Below are 16204 nucleotides of genomic sequence, written 5' to 3'. Positions count from 1 at the left end.
ATGGAAGTTTTTCAAATGCTAGCCTTTATTATGCTTCTAATCTATGCTGCCATAATAGACCTCAAGACAAGAACAATACCGGATTATGTACCTGTGCTAATCATGCTTGTTGGATTGATTGATATGGAACCCCTACCAGCAGTATTAGGGCTGATACTAGTTCCTTTACCGTATTTTATTATGGCACTTCTAAAAGATAACAGCATAGGTGGTGGTGATATTAAGCTCATGGCTGCTTGTGGATTTTACTTAGGTTTACAAGCAGGATATATGGCGAGTATTGTAGGACTCATGCTTACCATTATCATTCATTTTGCCTATAGCGTGATTAGAAGTAAAAAGATGACTAGAAGCATACCACTGGGACCATATCTGGGAGCAGGCTGTATAATAGCCAATTTTGTAATGTTATAAAAGAAAAGAACGGGAGGAATACTAGCGATGAAAAAAATATTAAGAAACAGAACCATTCTAGGGATAGCCAGTATTGTGCTATCTTTAATTATTTGTTTTGGTTTGACCCCTTTATTCAATCGGGCGATTTCTGAGAAGGTATCGGTTGCAAGAATAACAGAGAATATTCAAAAGGGTGAACTTATAACATCAAAGATGATAGAAACGGTTGAAATCGGTGGATATAATCTACCGGATACAGTTTTACGTCAGGAAGAAAACATTATCGGCAATTATGCCTTAACAGAACTTCATGTAGGGGATTATGTTTTAAACTCTAAGATTTCAAGCAAGCCCCTAGCAAATTATGAGTATTTAACAGATTTTGATGGCAGTGAACGAGCTATATCTGTCAGTATAAAAAGCTTTGCTGCTGGCTTATCAGGAAAATTGGAACCGGGAGATATTGTTAAGGTCATGGCTTCTGACTATGGAGACATGAGAGAAACTGTAAGTCCGATAGAACTTCAGTATGTTAAAGTTTTAGCAGTGACAGCTGGAACAGGTCTTGATACAAATGAATATGAATTGGATCAAGAAGCAATAGAGCAAGATAAAGAATTACCAGCTACATTGACATTAAAGGTGAATGACACGCAGGCAAAAGTACTTGCTGAGATGGAAGCTAAGGGTAAAATTCATGTAGTCTTCGTGTATCGTGGTGACAAGGAAAATGCAGATAAGTTCTTAGATGAGCAAATGTTGATTTTATCTGAAAGTGAAGATGAAGCACAAGCTGATAAAAATGAAAATGATGATGTTAATCAAAATGTGACACAAGAAAGTAATCAAGAAGTGGAGGAAGAAGTGGAGGCAAGTGACGATGAAGAACAATAAGATTATTGCAGTCTGGGGCAATCCCAATAGTGGAAAAACCACTTTGGGCATTAAGATTGCAAATGAACTGATTAAGAAAAATAAAAGTGTTATATTGGTCATGGCAGACCCCTATACTCCTGCAATTCATACTGTGCTTCCCTTTACAGAAACTAAGGAGCAGTCATTGGGAGCATTGATGTCCTCGGTTCAGATTTCTCAAGAAAGCATTCTAACAAAGTGCATTCCAGTCCCTAAGACTAAGAACTTAAGTGTACTAAGCTATCTTCATGGAGAAAACATCAGAACATATGCAGATTACGGGAAAGAGAGAGTCCTTGATTTTTTCATACTGCTAAAGCATCTTGCTGATCACATTATTGTGGATTGCAGCTGTCAGTTTCATCATGATTTACTGTCAAGAGGTGCGCTTGAACTATCAGATCAAGTTGTTCGCTTAATATCCCCAGACCTAAAAGCCATTAGTTATTATGATGCTTCGCTCCCATTATTAGGTGAGAGAAAATTCAATGTGGAGAATCATATCAAAGTACTATCAAATGTGAAACCGGAAATGCCTAAAGATATCGTTGGTAATCGTTTTGGAGGCATTCAGAATGAGTTGGAGTACAGTGAAGAACTTCAGCGACAAGTGTTAGAAGCAAGGCTATTTGAATCACTAACAGACAAAAAGAGTGAGGGGTATAATAATCAACTTCATAAGCTGATGGCTGTCTTGTTCTTTGATCAAGTTGAACGTGGGAAAGAAAAAGTAAAAAAGGAAAAGAAGCTTAAAATGGATTTTCTAAAAAAGGGAGTGATGCGTAGATGAGTGGTGTGTTTTTAGATCCTGCAAAGAATATACGGGATTTTTCTGATATCCTTCACGAGGTTCAGGAATATATATCAGGGAAATATGCAATTTTAATATCCCATAACAGTGAAAATCAAAAAGAACAGATGAAATCCTATATCACTAAGTATTTGATGGACTATTCCTTAGCGGTTGAAGATATGAACCTAGACGAGTTGGTAGAAACCCTATACTCAGAAATGGCAGAGTATTCTTTCCTAACCAAGTATCTTTTTCGAAGTGACATCGAAGAAATCAACATTAACGCCTGGAATGATATTAAGGTCACGTATTCGAATGGAGAAATTTTACCGATAAAAGAAACCTTTAATTCACCAAGCCATGCCATTGATGTTATTAGAAGACTGCTTCATAAAAGCGGTATGATCCTAGACCAGTCACAGCCTATTGTTGTAGGGCATTTATCGGAGCGTATCAGAATCACAGTTCTGGGACAAGGTGTTATTGATCCAGCAATTGGTGTTGCAGTATCGATTCGTATCGTCAATCCAAAGAAACTGGTCAAAGAGGATTTCATCAGACAAAATACTGCAAGCGAGGAAATGCTAGATTTTCTGTCACTGGCCCACCGATATGGTGAAAGCCTTTGTATAACAGGCGCAACGTCTAGCGGTAAGACGACACTTATGAGCTGGATTCTTTCAACACTACCGGATAACAAGAGACTATATACCATTGAAAATGGCACAAGAGAGTTTAATCTAGTCAAAAAAAATGAAAAAGGTGAAGTTATCAACAATGTTATCCACACTGTAACACGTCATAGTGATGATCCAAAACAGAATATTACCATGGTAAAACTTCTTGAAACAGGACTTACGGTAAATCCAGATTATATCTGTGTAGCCGAGATGAAATCGGAAGAAGCCTTTTTCGCACAAGAATCTGCAAGGACAGGGCATGGGGTAACTACCACTATTCATGCCAGCTCTTGTATTGCCACCTATTATCGAATGGTAACCCTTTGTAAACAGCGCTATGATATGGATGAAAGGACCCTTTATAATCTGGTAACAGAAGCCTTTCCCATTGTTGCTTTTTCAAAGAAGCTAGAAGACAATTCAAGGCATATCATGGAAATAACGGAGTGCCAGATCAAAGAAGATGGTTCAAGAGAAATTAGAACACTTTATAAATTCAATGTGACGGATAATGCCTTTGTAGATGGAAAGCTTAAGATCATTGGAAACTATGAAAAGGTCAATGATATATCACTTTCTCTAGAGAAAAGGCTCCTTGAAAATGGCATGCCAAGTAGCCTATTAGAAAGGTTTAAAGGAGGTGGAGCCCATGAATAGTTTATTGTTTATTGCATTTATTGCCATGTCGGGTGGTCTTTTTATTACCTTTGGACTTTCTCCTTTTGATATGGCAACAGACATTCTAAAAAAGTATGCATATAAGGAACAGCCATTAAACGAAAGAATTAAAGCATTAACCGGTAAGAAAAAGAAAAAAGGACTGAAAAAACTTATCGAAGAAACCAAACATGTACTGAAAATGACCAATAAAGAGAATCTGTTTATGCTGATCGTCATGCTATCTCTAGTATTTATGACCTTTGGCTTTTTTATTGCCATAACACTCAATAATATGTTCCTTGTACCGGTACTGGCAATTGGGTTTTCACTACTTCCTTTTTGGTACATCCAATTTACAGCAACAAAATGGAAAAAGGGATTAAACGGTGAATTGGAAACAGCCTTATCAATAATTACAACATCGTATTTAAGAAGCGAGAGTATTATCACTGCAATTGAAGAAAACGTCAACTATATCAATCCTCCAGTCCAGGATGTGTTTCGTGCTTTTTTAACACAAACAAAGCTTATCAATGCCAATACCAAAATGGCACTGGAAAGCTTAAAATCTAAAATCGAAAGTTCTGTATTTCATGAATGGGTTGATGCACTTATTGACTGTCAGGAAGATAAAAACCTTAAAAGTACTCTGACACCCATAGTATCTAAATTATCAGATATGAGAATGGTCTCAGCAGAACTTGATTATCTTCTATATGAACCTATTAAAGAGTTTGTGACCATGGCCATATTGTTAATCGGCAACATACCACTCATGTATATGCTCAACAAAGATTGGTATCATACCTTGATGTTCACAAGTATAGGTAAATTTGTGCTGGCAATCTGTGGTATCGTCATATTTGTTTCATTGGCAGCCGTTGTTAAATTATCTAAACCTGTAGAATACAAGAGGTAGAAAGGGGGGATAGAATGATTCAAATTTTACTTTTATTTTCGATATCCTTTTCTTTAGGTGTCTATCTGATTTTGAAGGACCTATTAAAATTGCCTTCAGGACGAGCTGTTAAAGCGGTTCACGTCATAGATAAAAGAGAAAGAAAAAAATCAAAGAATTTTGAAGTGTTAATCAATGAATGGGCGATTAGATTATCTAAAGTTGTCCATATGACGGATTACAGCAGACGAAGACTTACAGCGACTTTAAAATCAGCAAATATTAAGCTCTCACCAGAAACTTTTGTTGCAAGAGCTTGGCTAAAAGCAGGGATGATGCTACTTTTTATAATCCCTGCTTTATTTATTTTCCCCATGGTATTTCCAGTCGTATTGTTTCTAGCAGTAGCAGTTTACTTCAAAGAAATCCGTAGTGCCGATGAATCAGTTAGAAAAAGAAGAGAAGATATCGAATTTGAATTGCCACGATTTGTCTCAACCTTGTCGCAGGAATTAAAAGCCAATCGAAATGTGCTGAACATCCTAGAAACCTATAAGCAAAATGCAGGCAAGAGTTTTAAAAATGAGCTAGAGATTACCGTGGCAGATATGAAATCAGGTAGTTATGAATCTGCCCTTACAAGAATGGAGGCAAGGCTCAACAGCCCATCGCTATCTGAAACGATTCGTGGGCTTATTGGTGTACTTAGAGGTGATGATGGGGTGGTCTATTTTCAAATGCTGTCCCATGATTTGAAACAATTAGAATTACAACGATTAAAGACAATCGCTATGAAAAGACCGGCAAAGATAAGGAAATATTCCTTTGCCATGCTCTTTTGCTTCTTGATGATGTATCTATCGGTTATGTTTGTTGAAATTATAGAAACCCTTGGGAAACTATTTTAGGAGGTGGTCGAATGATAGAGATTTTAAAGTCAAAACGGGGAGAAGGGTATATTGATGTAGTGGTAGTTGTCCTTGTAGCCATGATGGTTATTGCTATGGCAGTTAAGGTCTATCCGGTTTTTGTAGTGAAGAGTGATTTAAACACATTTGCTAATGAGCTTGCAAGAGTGGCAGAGATTGAGGGACGAATTGGTTCAGAAACCACAGCTAAGAAAAATGAACTTAGGGCAAGTCTTGGGATTGACCCAACGGTGAGCTGGTCAACATCAGGGAATATTGATCTCAATGAAGAGTTTAGTCTTGTCTTAACATTACCTGTAGATATTGGATTTTTTGAATTTGGTTCCTTCCCGATTACATTAACGGCCAAAGCAACAGGTAGATCGGAGGTATATCATAAGTGATGAAAATTATAAAAGATAATCAGGGCAGTGCAGCGATCATTGCCATTGTCATTATTTTATGTCTGATTCTTCTCTTTACAGTTGCAAGTGAATACTTAAGACTACATATCATAGCAAGCGGTGTCAGAGATGCCTTGCAATCCTCTGTTATTGCAGTAGCGACTGAAAACTATGATGAAGTCTACAATGCCTTAAGAGAAGGATATTCTGGTGGTTATCAGTTAGATGAAATGGATAGATGGGAAGAACGAGTTGATTCAGGTGCAGTGCTTATGAAGTTAAGTGATAAACTGGGATTGATTGGTGGCAATAAATATACGGGTGGGTATTTGGAATATAGTTTATATGATTTGGATATTCACATTAATAATGCACCTTTTGCGACCAGTGACAATAACAATAGATTTGAAGCAGAAGCTTGGGTGACACTACTAGTACCATTATCATTTGGTTGGGAACACTTACCGCCAATGGAGATTCGACTTAAAGTTAATGCTGGATATAGCCCCAAGTTCTGAAAAGAATAAGCCAAGTATAGACAAATAAATTCTCTGATGATAATATGTATATATAGTACATGTATAAATTATACATATTGTTATTGGAGTTGATGAACATGAAAAATAAAACGTCTATAAGTTTGAATGAACCAAGCTTTTATATCTTATTGGCACTATCTAAAGAGTCGATGAGTGGGTATGAGCTAACAAGAAATATACTTAATATCACCAAGGGTAGACTTGAAGTAAGGACTGGAACTATGTACCCAACGCTTAAAAAGTTAGTAGACCTTAATCTGATAGAACAGGTTGACGAAAGCAGTCAAGAAAGAAACAAGAAAACATATCAACTGACAGAAGAGGGCAAGAAAGCCCTTCAAGATGAAGTGGATATGCTCAAAGAAAAATTAGAAGAAGTAAAGTTGATTATGAATGAAACCTAAGGAGGTTGTAGAATATGAAAAAAATGAATTCAAGACAAGCGTCTTTGTTTACAGGTGTAGCATTAATCTTAGTTGCAGTAATATTTGGTGCCTTGATTATTTCGAAGCTAAACACAGGGGAAGTAACTAAGGAGAATTTATTATCAGAAAATCAAGATAACACGCCTATTATAGAAGAAATTGAGGTATCTGAAGAAGTTAAGCCTGTTGTTGAAGTACCTAAAATTCAGGATACTGAAACAGAGGTAGTAAAAGATAATGAAGAAGTAGTTTCTATTGACGAACCACTACCTGAACCACCAGAAAAACCAGATCTAGAAGCACCAGAAGACATACCCGAAACAACAGATGATTTAGAAGACATGGCTAACGTACCAGAGTACAATGAAGAAGATTTGGTTGTTGAAACGGAAGAGGTTGTTGTGGTGAATGAACCTCAGGAATCGACAAAACCTGAGCCAGTAGCTGAGGAGGAAGGCGAAAGTAATTTAGTGCCACCATCTGAAAACCCATTTGCTAATCCTGCTAATGCAGCAAAACCTATAGAGTCAAATGGCGAAGACTATTATGAAGATGGTAGAAAAGCTGGTGAAGGCGATAAATTTTAATTGAAAGCAAACATTTATGACAGTCTCTTATTGTAAAGGGGCTGTCTTTTTTTATGGAGGAATAAATAAGATGAAGAAATTTAATAGTTTACTAGGGCTATTTCTTATCATGACATTATTGGTTGGTTCTATCCCCATTTATGCTGATGACAATGCTGATACAGGTTCAGGTGATACAAGTAACGCACTGGATGGAAAAGGATTTTACCGTGGTAGTGAATACATGTATAAGGTATCTGTATACGTTGGATTATCAGATCAAGCTGATAAGAATGCAAGCTTAAACTCGGATTGGAAAATGATAGGCACAAACCCCATATACGTAAAACCGTCCAACTTCTCAATGTCATCAAATGTGTTCTTTGCCAATGAGAATAAAGTGAATTATCTGCAGGGTGATGCTTTAGCGCCTAACAATAATCCAATTATAGTGACTGATAATCCGCCGCCAATACCAATTACAAATGGAGGCAATATTGGGTCTGTGAAATCCTATTTTGGTGATGTAAATACACTTGATATGTTTATTAATTACTTTGCAACTCAAAGAGGAACAACGAGAGAAGGATTAGTTGAAAGTATAACTTTTAATATTGAAGGTGAAACAATGCATTATCCCGCAGAAGAAATCCTCCCCATTAAAGTTGATAGCCAATATCAGAACAAAGTACCTTGGCTTATTGTTTACGAACCTGTGATTATTTCATATCTAAAAGACCGAACAACTACATTAGCCTTTACTGCCACAGAATATGCCTTAGCTCAAAAGCTAGGGTATTTTAATTTTAGAGGTGGATCTGATGGACAATATATTTCAGGAATGACCCATTCTGATTTGCCAAATTCAATTTTCTTAGAAGAAAGTTGGTTTGGCTATCCGGTAACGTCAGCACTTCCTGATAATGTTTATTGGGATTTGGATCGTATCATAGCAGGCGGTGGCTGGGGAATGCGTCTATTAAAGGCGAATGCGGTTAATGTCGTTGAAAATGATACAGAGTATGACTATGAGTATCGTGTTGATACAGATGTTATTACTTCGGTTCGTATTTATGCAAGTGATGACATAACTCCAGATAACCGTCATGAAAGTGAAGCAGCTTACAACAATCCGGTTAAAAATACTGCCACCGTTACTATAAGTGCCAATGGCTATTCAAAAAGCACAGAAGTCGTTATTCCTAGTGGTGGTTCAGAACTAGTTTGGCTCAAATGGCATACTCCAAGTACGCCTGGTGACGTAACAATTCAAGTAAATGTTAGTGGAAACAGTGCAGCTAAAATCGATGGAACAAGTCGAAGTACTACTTTGATTGGTAAAGTTGTCGATTTAAGCTTAAGTGAGCCACCAAATCCAACTGCCAATGACCGAAATGATCATTTTACCTTACCAAGTATTCCGGTAAAAGCAGAGAAAATTAATGCGAACTGGGGTGTGTATGATTGTAATTGGATTCCAAAATGGGTATGGCATCCAAAATGGGAATGGGAATCTGATTGGCAGAAGGATTACTATACCTATCATCATTCTGGTGGATGCAGGGATACTGATGGTGATGGAGATGATGATTCTTGTCCAGGACACAGAAGATACCGCTGGGTTGATAGAGGTGAATGGGTTGATAATGGTCACTGGGTAGATGAAGGGCACTGGGAATATGAATATACAAATTATAGTGCTAGTCTCACAGGCACGATGACATTGGAACCGGATGAAAAATCTCCAACCGCAGATGGCGAGAAAATGAAATCAGGTTATGGTGTCAATATCAATGTATCTACCTATCCTACAACAAATGGCCCAAGCTCTCATGTAACCAGTGCTCAAAATGTCATCACCTATTTTCCAGAATTTCATTATGACACTTACTGGAGATTGTTGGATGCAAGGGGGTATGGTGAATTTGAATTCAAGGAAAATAAGTATTCAACTTATAATAGCAGAGTCCATTTTACGCCGCTGTGGTTTATGGATGGAAGGTATAGTGTCTATTCAGAAATAATAGATATGTGGACCCCTGATGGCATGCTTAGAATTAATCTAAATGATGATGTGACCATTGATGGTGATTTATATATGGATTGGCATATTGGTCCCAAAAGGAGTGAGTAATAGATATGGCAATAGATCCAGCAACACTAAAGGCGGTAGCAAAGGTTGCTACAACAGTTTTGTCAGATGAAAAGGGCAGGCGAATCATTTTGATCGCCTGCCTTGTTCCATTTATAATGATTCTACTTGTTTTATCCTCACCATTTGCTATCTTCTTTTCAATACTTGGTGGACATGATGAATCTATCTCAGCGATTAGCGTGTTAAATGAAATGAAAGAAGAGTTTAGTTATAGCATTCAGCAAGAGCAATCAGATTCTTCTGCTGATACCATTAAAACCATAGTAATGGGAAGTGAAGATGGAACTCTCATTGATAATTCAGAAGATGTATTGATTGCTTTTGCTGTGAAATACAATGTAACACAGGATGATGCTGAACAGATTGCCGTGTTATCTGATAAGCAAGTGGAAAGGCTTAAAAAGGTCTACTGGGATATGAATGTGTTTAAGACAACTTATCAGACTTCATCAAAAGAAGTTGTAGTCACAACAACCAATGGTAAGGGTGAACAAGTTTCAGAGACTAAAACAGTTACGACCACCACTAAAATTATTACCATAGATTGCTTGACAGCTAAAGATATCAGTGAAATATATGGATTTGATGAAGTACAGAACCAGATGATTGTTGAAATGCGAAAAAGTGGATATGGTGTATTGATGGCAACAAATGATGTCAAAACATTTTTAACTAGAGAAGAGATAGATATTATAAACAGTTATATACCTGAAGGTGTAATCATTGAAGGTGATAAAGTTGTTGAAGCAGCGGAAAGCTTAGTTGGTAAAGTAAAATATTTCTGGGGTGGAAAAAGTCTTGCCATGGGATGGGATGAGCGTTTTGGAACAGATATGGAAGTAACTTCACCGGGAAGCTCATCTACAGGTACAATACGTCCCTTTGGTTTAGATTGTTCAGGCTTCGTGACGTGGACATTTGTAAATGCAGGATTAGCTGCTGAGTCCATTGAGTCAACCATAGGACATGGCACAACAGCTCAATGGAATTTATCAACAAGTATTCCTGCCAGTACAGCAATGTTAGGTGATCTTGCTTTTCTTGCAACACCAGGAACAAGAAAGGTTAATCATATTGGTATCGTTGTAGGCAGAAATAATGACGGACAGATATTGGTTGTCCATTGTTCATCAGGTGCTAATAACGTTTCAATAGCAACAGCAGAAAGTGTTGGTTTTCAATATTATAGAAGACCGGCAGTTCTAATCCATTAAAATTAGGGAGGTAAAACATGAACCCAGTATTACCAATTGTTATGATTGTATTATGTGCTATTGCAGGAGCAGTAGCCTTTTTCTTTTTAAAAAGACCCATTCAAGCAAAGAACAATCAAATATCAGAAAAACAAAAGACAGCCCAAGAATTTGTCAATGTGAAAGATATTCATGACAATTTCTTATACACGAGAGATGGGCAGATTATCGCTTATATTAAGATTCATCCCATTAGCATAGATTTGTTTTCAGACAGTGAAAAAGAACAGATTTCAAAGGTTTTAACAGCTGAATTATCCAGTGTTCAGAAACCCTTTAAGTTTTTAGCTGTCTCAAGACCTGTAGATATAACACCACTGGTGAACGAGTATCAAAGTCTTTTATCAGAAACGACAGATCAAAAGCAAAAGGAGCTACTTAGAAATGAAATAATGGAAATAAGTAATTTTGCTACCAGTGGTGAAGTTATTGAACGCCAATTCTATATTATGCTGTGGAATAAATACAGAGAGGGGATTGAGCCTGAACTTTTGAAGGAATGTAAAGAATTTATCCAAAAATTTGAAAGTGTGAACATTCGTTGTGATATAATCAAAGAGCAAGAGATTGTTAGATTATGTAATTTGATCAATAATCCAGCTTATGTGTATCTCGATGCATAAAATTAGATATTAATATGTAATTAAGGGGGTTATCAAGTGGCAAATTATCAAACTTATAAGGAATTATCAATTGAACAATTAAATGAATGTTTAGAAGTTATGGAATGTCAGCCAATTCTTTTTATTGGAAGCGGATTATCAAAAAGATATTTTAATGCTCCTAACTGGCCCGAATTACTACATGAATTATCTGCTTATAACCCTATAGCAAAGGAGTTTGCTTATTACAAGCAAATTTATAAAGACAACATAAAAATTGGGACTAAGTTAGCTGAATGTTACTCAGAGTGGGCATGGTCTAGTGGACGAGAAGAGTTTGATCCATTATTATTTACTGGAGAGCATAATGCTGATGTTTTTTTCAAATATAAAGTTTCGGAATTTTTAAGCAAAATTACACCTAAAGATATTGGCGAATTATCACCAGAGCTCCAAAGTGAAATAAGCCTTTTAAAAGAAATTAGACCTCATGCAATAATTACTACAAACTACGATCGATTTGTAGAAATGGTTTTTTCAGAATATGTACCAGTAATTGGTCAGCAAATTTTGAAAACACAATACACAAGTATTGGAGAAATTTTCAAAATTCATGGCTGTGTTAGCCAACCATCTAGCATTGTAATTCATGAGGAGGATTACTGTGATTTTAATGAGAAAAAGAAATATTTGAGTGCCAAGTTGCTAACTTATTTTTTGGAACATCCTATCATTATACTTGGATATGGGGTAGGTGATCCAAATATTCAAGCCTTACTATCAGATATTGATGAAATCTTAGCATCTAACAATGAATTGGTTCCAAATATTTTTATGGTAAATTGGAAAGAAGAAGTTAATCAAAATGAATTTTATCCAGTTGAGACCTTAATAAGATTAGAAAATGAAAAAAGTTTACGCATTCACAACATCACTGCCTCAGATTTCTCGTGGGTTTATGAATCACTTATAAATGAGAATGCTATAGAAAATGTAAATCCAAAGTTACTTAGAGCATTATTATCTAGAACATATAAGTTGGTTCGTACAGATATTCCTAAGAAAACCATTGAAATTGACTATGATACTCTTGAAAGAGCACTTGGCGAAGAAGCGGATATAAATAAGATATATGGTATTACTACTTTATCAAACCCAAGTGCCTTCAATATAAGTTATCCATATACGCTAACGGATGTCGCAAATAAGCTTGGATTCTCATATTGGTCACATGCCAACGACTTGATTAAAGCTATAGAAACAGAAAAAAGTATCAATATTAAAAAAAGTGACAATAGATATCATATATGTGTGATGACAGGAAAAACATCGAAGACACATAAGTACTCACAGGACTGTATAGATTTATTAGAGAAAATTAAACTAAACCAACCGTATGAATTATCAATATGATTAAAACTAATGAGCACTATAGTTCTTGGCTATAGTGCTTATTTTATTGGAGGAAAAAATGAAAAAAGTTGAAAATATTCAAAGCAGTTTAAATAATACCCTACTTAACATCATCACCCCAATCGGCCTTGAAATCAAAAGAAACAGTCTGATTATTGGTGAAAACACAGGTCGGATTTATGGAGTAGTCAAGTACCCACAAAAAGTGGATTATGGATGGCTAGCTAAGATTACAAACATACCAGGAACGGTGGTCGGTATTACTTTCATTCCGATTGATAATGGAGAATTTATTTCAGGATTATCAAAGAGTGTAATTCAAAACAGAGGTGCTGCGGAATCAGCCAAAGATCCTTTGATTAGACAAAGAGCAGAGCAAGCCGCACTTGATGGTGAAAAAATCATGCTACAAATTGACAGGGAAGGTGAAACTGTTGGAACTATGATTATATCCATCATGGCCATAGCAAGGGAAGATAACAACTTTCAAAAGATTTGTAGAAAAGCAGAAAGTATTATAGCAACAAGCAAAGCAAAATTAAGAATCATGGCTAATTTACAAGAAGATGCTTACAAAAGCATTGCCCCATATTATACCCTCGATGAATCCATAGGAGAAGTTCTTAAAAGAGTTATTCCAATGAGCAGTTTTGTCGGGGGTTTTCCTTTTTCATCTTCTGGTTACAATGACGGTACCGGTTATTATTTTGGACGAGATAACACAGGTGGTCTTGTTGTACTTGATCCATGGAAAAGAGGCAATGACAGAACCAACACAAACTTTACGATTATGGGCGTGGCTGGTGTTGGCAAGAGTACCGTCGTTAAGCATATTGCTCTTTCGGAGTATATGAAGGGCACAAAAATTATATTCATTGATCCGGAACGAGAAATGAGAGAGCTATGTATGGCACTTGATGGTGATTGGATCAATGCTGGTGGAGGTATCAATGGTAAAATTAATCCACTTCAAATTAGACCGACACCAGTGGATGAAGATGATCAATACTATAAGGATGAAGGTAATGGCATGGGCGATATGGCCATTTACATGAAAAACCTTGAAATATTCTTTAGTTTATATTTGCCATCTATATCAGATAAGCAAAAGGCCATTCTTAAAAATGCTTTGATTGAGCTTTATAATAACTTTGGAATCCATTGGGATACTAATATCAATAAGCTATCTAATGAAGATTTCCCCGTGTTTCTTGATTTGTATGAGCTTTTGAAAGCAAAAATAAAGGATAACCTGATATCATCAAATGAACAAACTGAATATGAAGAACTGGCGTTACTGCTTCAAGATATTGCTCTTGGTAGTGACGCTTTTTTATGGAATGGGAAAAGTTCAATTGAGACCAAAACAAAATGTATTTGCTTAGATACCCATGATCTTCAAAATACCAGTGACAATATTAAAAGGACTCAGTACTTCAATATCCTAACTTGGTGCTGGCAACAGATGAGCTTAGATCGAACAGAACCAGTGCTCTTAATCTGTGATGAAAGCTATCTGATGATTGACCCCAATGTCCCACAGTCATTGGTATTCTTAAGAAATGTAGAAAAAAGAGCAAGGAAGTATGAAGCAGGAATCGCAATCATCTCACATTCAGTTGTTGATTTTCTTGATCCTAAAGTCAAAATGTATGGACAAGCCTTATTAGATATCCCTGCTTATAAAATATTAATGGGTTGTGATGGCATGAACTTAATTGAAACAAAACAGCTTTTTAATCTGACAGATGCAGAAGAACAGCTTTTGGCACAAAAGAAAAGAGGGAATGCCCTTGTTATGATTGGCTCAAAAAGACTCCATGTCAATTTTCAGATTCCTGATTATAAATTTAAATTCATGGGAAATTCCGGAGGAAGGTAGGCGATTGTTTTGAAGAAGAAACTTGTTATAGAACTTATGATTTATATTGTTATCGTTGTTATTGGCATTATTATGCTATTCATGTATGAACCAGAGGAAGTTGATGTTGTACTTCCAAAGGACTTTCAAATTGAGCAGGAGGGAGGTGTAAACGATGCTTTTATACCTAACGAGTAATGACCAAATCAACTTGCTGGATTTTCTTAATGATGAGCATGGCATCATCATTAAGAAGCTATCTGGTACTTTTTCACTTAGACAGTTTGTCCTTGGAGATCTCAGAAGCTTAAATCACTTTCAGTATATAGTTATTGACCTTAATGCCATTAAAGATTCAAACAGTGACATTATGGAAGCTGTAAACGCGTATAAAAAGATGTTCACTTCGAGAATGATATTTTATATTGAGGACATGAAAAGTCATCATGATCTAGCCCTTAAGCTTGTTGAGAATGGAATTTTTAATATCGTTATAGCCGAGGATATTGAATCTATAAGATCAGAATTTCTTAAATCCATAAGTGATTTAGGCATTAGTAAGAGAGATATTATGCGAAAGCTTGCTCCTGATGAATATGCTCTGAATACATCAGTTAATTTGTATAAATTCTCAAAGAAAGATGTAAAGATAGCTGTCACGGGAGTGCAAAACAGAGTTGGTACAACCACCATGGCAATTAATCTTGCCAATTACTTATCAAGTATCGGAGCAAAGGTTTGCTATGTAGAAGCAAATGAACATGATCATTTAAGTAAACTACCAGCATTTTATCAGGGGATGACATCGAAAGATGATGTCATTCTATATAATGGCGTGAAATACCTTTCGCTACATTCAGAGTGTCATGATGAATTTGATTTTATTATTTATGACATGGGGGTTATCAATAATAAGATTATAAGTGCTATTAGAAATAATTGTGATGCAGCTGTTCTTTGTGCAACGGGTAAACCATATGAGATAAACGACATTGAAAAATATAAGGACCTGTTAGATACAACATTACTTAGCACCATATTTTCTCTTGTTGCAGAGCCAGATCAACACAAATTTTTAAAACTTCATAAGGATATCTATTTTTCAAATTACACTCCTAATTATTTTGATGGGGATGCAAATGAATCCATATGGACAACAGTCATTAAACCATTTATTAGAAAATCGGAGGTCAAGTATGAATAGTAAAAGTTTTTTAATAGAGAAAGTTTATTCCTTGGAATTAACTCAAAGAGCAACACTAGTTGCATTTTATCTAATCAATCGTGCTGATAGCGAGGGGACTTGCTTTCCAGGGATTAAAACAATTGCGAAGGAGTGTAATATCAGTACTAGAACGGTACAAAGAGCACTGAATGATCTTGAAGAAGTAGGTTTTCTTGTGCGTGAAAGTCGCTTTCACGTACAAGGTGGTCAACGTTCCAATCTATATTATCTGCAGGTCTTGGAAGATGAGCAAGATAATACACAGCCAGTTGAGGATAAGAGGGACAAGGATAATAATGTTATTGACGTTTCAAATGCGGAGCCTAATTATTTGAATGTTAACTACTCATATCAGGCTTCAATCAATATAGATTTACCAACAATAGACTTTAAAGAACTATTAGAAGAATGCTTGTCACGGTCCCCATGTCACGATGGCATACCTTGAACTATTCACTCTAATATTTAGTGTTATTGAAAACAAAAAGGCACCTTCAATTTTAAGTATGCA

General features: G+C 36.1%; 18 protein-coding genes. All 18 read left to right on the top strand.

Annotated elements, in window-relative coordinates:
* The 18 genes from F8154_RS04220 to F8154_RS04140 all read left to right on the top strand — a co-directional run bounded on the left by F8154_RS04220 (position 1) and on the right by F8154_RS04140 (position 16141).
* Positions 1–414 (top strand): prepilin peptidase, encoded by a 414-nt coding sequence (locus tag F8154_RS04220; protein ID WP_151860349.1) that lies wholly within the window; start codon positions 1–3, stop codon positions 412–414.
* A 27-nt stretch (positions 415–441) separates the two neighbouring features.
* Complete coding sequence (gene cpaB / locus F8154_RS04215) at positions 442–1290, top strand: Flp pilus assembly protein CpaB (protein ID WP_151860348.1); 849 nt, start codon at positions 442–444, stop codon at positions 1288–1290.
* Complete coding sequence (locus F8154_RS04210) at positions 1277–2101, top strand: AAA family ATPase (protein ID WP_151860347.1); 825 nt, start codon at positions 1277–1279, stop codon at positions 2099–2101. The genes cpaB and F8154_RS04210 overlap by 14 nt, the downstream gene beginning before the upstream one ends.
* Positions 2098–3441, top strand: a complete 1344-nt coding sequence (locus F8154_RS04205) for a CpaF/VirB11 family protein (protein ID WP_151860346.1) — start codon at positions 2098–2100, stop codon at positions 3439–3441. The genes F8154_RS04210 and F8154_RS04205 overlap by 4 nt, the downstream gene beginning before the upstream one ends.
* Positions 3434–4363, top strand: coding sequence for a type II secretion system F family protein (locus tag F8154_RS04200; RefSeq protein WP_151860345.1), 930 nt, complete (start codon positions 3434–3436; stop codon positions 4361–4363). The genes F8154_RS04205 and F8154_RS04200 overlap by 8 nt, the downstream gene beginning before the upstream one ends.
* A 14-nt stretch (positions 4364–4377) precedes the next feature.
* Positions 4378–5250, top strand: a complete 873-nt coding sequence (locus tag F8154_RS04195; RefSeq protein WP_151860344.1) for a secretion protein F — start codon at positions 4378–4380, stop codon at positions 5248–5250.
* Positions 5251–5261: 11 nt separating this feature from the next.
* Positions 5262–5654, top strand: coding sequence for a DUF4320 family protein (locus tag F8154_RS04190; protein ID WP_151860343.1), 393 nt, complete (start codon positions 5262–5264; stop codon positions 5652–5654).
* Entirely contained in the window at positions 5651–6172 is a 522-nt protein-coding gene (locus tag F8154_RS04185; protein WP_330577835.1) for a hypothetical protein, read from the top strand. The genes F8154_RS04190 and F8154_RS04185 overlap by 4 nt, the downstream gene beginning before the upstream one ends.
* 98 nt (positions 6173–6270) lie before the next feature.
* Entirely contained in the window at positions 6271–6597 is a 327-nt protein-coding gene (locus F8154_RS04180) for a PadR family transcriptional regulator (RefSeq protein ID WP_192930157.1), read from the top strand.
* 14 nt (positions 6598–6611) lie between these two features.
* The gene (locus F8154_RS04175) at positions 6612–7205 is read left to right on the top strand and encodes a hypothetical protein (RefSeq protein ID WP_151860341.1); all 594 of its coding nucleotides are present in this window, start codon (positions 6612–6614) and stop codon (positions 7203–7205) included.
* 70 nt (positions 7206–7275) lie between these two features.
* Complete coding sequence (locus F8154_RS04170) at positions 7276–9318, top strand: hypothetical protein (RefSeq protein WP_151860340.1); 2043 nt, start codon at positions 7276–7278, stop codon at positions 9316–9318.
* A 5-nt stretch (positions 9319–9323) separates the two neighbouring features.
* Positions 9324–10553: a C40 family peptidase gene (locus F8154_RS04165; RefSeq protein ID WP_151860339.1), complete on the top strand. Its 1230-nt coding sequence runs from the start codon at positions 9324–9326 to the stop codon at positions 10551–10553.
* A 17-nt stretch (positions 10554–10570) separates the two neighbouring features.
* Positions 10571–11215, top strand: coding sequence for a hypothetical protein (locus tag F8154_RS04160; RefSeq protein WP_151860338.1), 645 nt, complete (start codon positions 10571–10573; stop codon positions 11213–11215).
* A gap of 36 nt (positions 11216–11251) precedes the next feature.
* Positions 11252–12607, top strand: coding sequence for an SIR2 family protein (locus F8154_RS04155; protein WP_151860337.1), 1356 nt, complete (start codon positions 11252–11254; stop codon positions 12605–12607).
* A gap of 58 nt (positions 12608–12665) precedes the next feature.
* A complete protein-coding gene (locus F8154_RS04150; RefSeq protein WP_151860336.1) occupies positions 12666–14489 on the top strand; it encodes a VirB4 family type IV secretion system protein in 1824 nt (607 codons plus the stop codon).
* A 9-nt stretch (positions 14490–14498) separates the two neighbouring features.
* Positions 14499–14666, top strand: a complete 168-nt coding sequence (locus tag F8154_RS15025) for a hypothetical protein (RefSeq protein WP_192930156.1) — start codon at positions 14499–14501, stop codon at positions 14664–14666.
* Entirely contained in the window at positions 14644–15672 is a 1029-nt protein-coding gene (locus tag F8154_RS04145; RefSeq protein ID WP_151860335.1) for a P-loop NTPase family protein, read from the top strand. Before F8154_RS15025 ends, F8154_RS04145 begins: the two co-directional genes overlap by 23 nt.
* The gene (locus tag F8154_RS04140) at positions 15665–16141 is read left to right on the top strand and encodes a helix-turn-helix domain-containing protein (RefSeq protein ID WP_151860334.1); all 477 of its coding nucleotides are present in this window, start codon (positions 15665–15667) and stop codon (positions 16139–16141) included. Before F8154_RS04145 ends, F8154_RS04140 begins: the two co-directional genes overlap by 8 nt.
* The last annotated feature ends 63 nt before the right edge of the window (positions 16142–16204 follow it).

This window comes from Alkaliphilus pronyensis (genome assembly GCF_009017275.1).
Classification (GTDB): Bacteria; Bacillota; Clostridia; order Peptostreptococcales; family Natronincolaceae; genus Alkaliphilus_C; species Alkaliphilus_C pronyensis.
The sequence above is the reverse complement of the archived record's forward strand: the minus strand, read 5'-3'. Positions and strand labels throughout refer to the sequence as shown.

What these genes read in the sequence shown, in the direction of transcription:
- F8154_RS04220 (WP_151860349.1), top strand. Translation starts at nt 1, where the DNA reads ATGGAAGTTTTTCAAATGCTAGCCTTTATTATGCTTCTAATCTATGCT.
- cpaB (WP_151860348.1), top strand. Translation starts at nt 442, where the DNA reads ATGAAAAAAATATTAAGAAACAGAACCATTCTAGGGATAGCCAGTATT.
- F8154_RS04210 (WP_151860347.1), top strand. Translation starts at nt 1,277, where the DNA reads ATGAAGAACAATAAGATTATTGCAGTCTGGGGCAATCCCAATAGTGGA.
- F8154_RS04205 (WP_151860346.1), top strand. Translation starts at nt 2,098, where the DNA reads ATGAGTGGTGTGTTTTTAGATCCTGCAAAGAATATACGGGATTTTTCT.
- F8154_RS04200 (WP_151860345.1), top strand. Translation starts at nt 3,434, where the DNA reads ATGAATAGTTTATTGTTTATTGCATTTATTGCCATGTCGGGTGGTCTT.
- F8154_RS04195 (WP_151860344.1), top strand. Translation starts at nt 4,378, where the DNA reads ATGATTCAAATTTTACTTTTATTTTCGATATCCTTTTCTTTAGGTGTC.
- F8154_RS04190 (WP_151860343.1), top strand. Translation starts at nt 5,262, where the DNA reads ATGATAGAGATTTTAAAGTCAAAACGGGGAGAAGGGTATATTGATGTA.
- F8154_RS04180 (WP_192930157.1), top strand. Translation starts at nt 6,271, where the DNA reads ATGAAAAATAAAACGTCTATAAGTTTGAATGAACCAAGCTTTTATATC.
- F8154_RS04175 (WP_151860341.1), top strand. Translation starts at nt 6,612, where the DNA reads ATGAAAAAAATGAATTCAAGACAAGCGTCTTTGTTTACAGGTGTAGCA.
- F8154_RS04170 (WP_151860340.1), top strand. Translation starts at nt 7,276, where the DNA reads ATGAAGAAATTTAATAGTTTACTAGGGCTATTTCTTATCATGACATTA.
- F8154_RS04165 (WP_151860339.1), top strand. Translation starts at nt 9,324, where the DNA reads ATGGCAATAGATCCAGCAACACTAAAGGCGGTAGCAAAGGTTGCTACA.
- F8154_RS04160 (WP_151860338.1), top strand. Translation starts at nt 10,571, where the DNA reads ATGAACCCAGTATTACCAATTGTTATGATTGTATTATGTGCTATTGCA.
- F8154_RS04150 (WP_151860336.1), top strand. Translation starts at nt 12,666, where the DNA reads ATGAAAAAAGTTGAAAATATTCAAAGCAGTTTAAATAATACCCTACTT.
- F8154_RS04145 (WP_151860335.1), top strand. Translation starts at nt 14,644, where the DNA reads ATGCTTTTATACCTAACGAGTAATGACCAAATCAACTTGCTGGATTTT.
- F8154_RS04140 (WP_151860334.1), top strand. Translation starts at nt 15,665, where the DNA reads ATGAATAGTAAAAGTTTTTTAATAGAGAAAGTTTATTCCTTGGAATTA.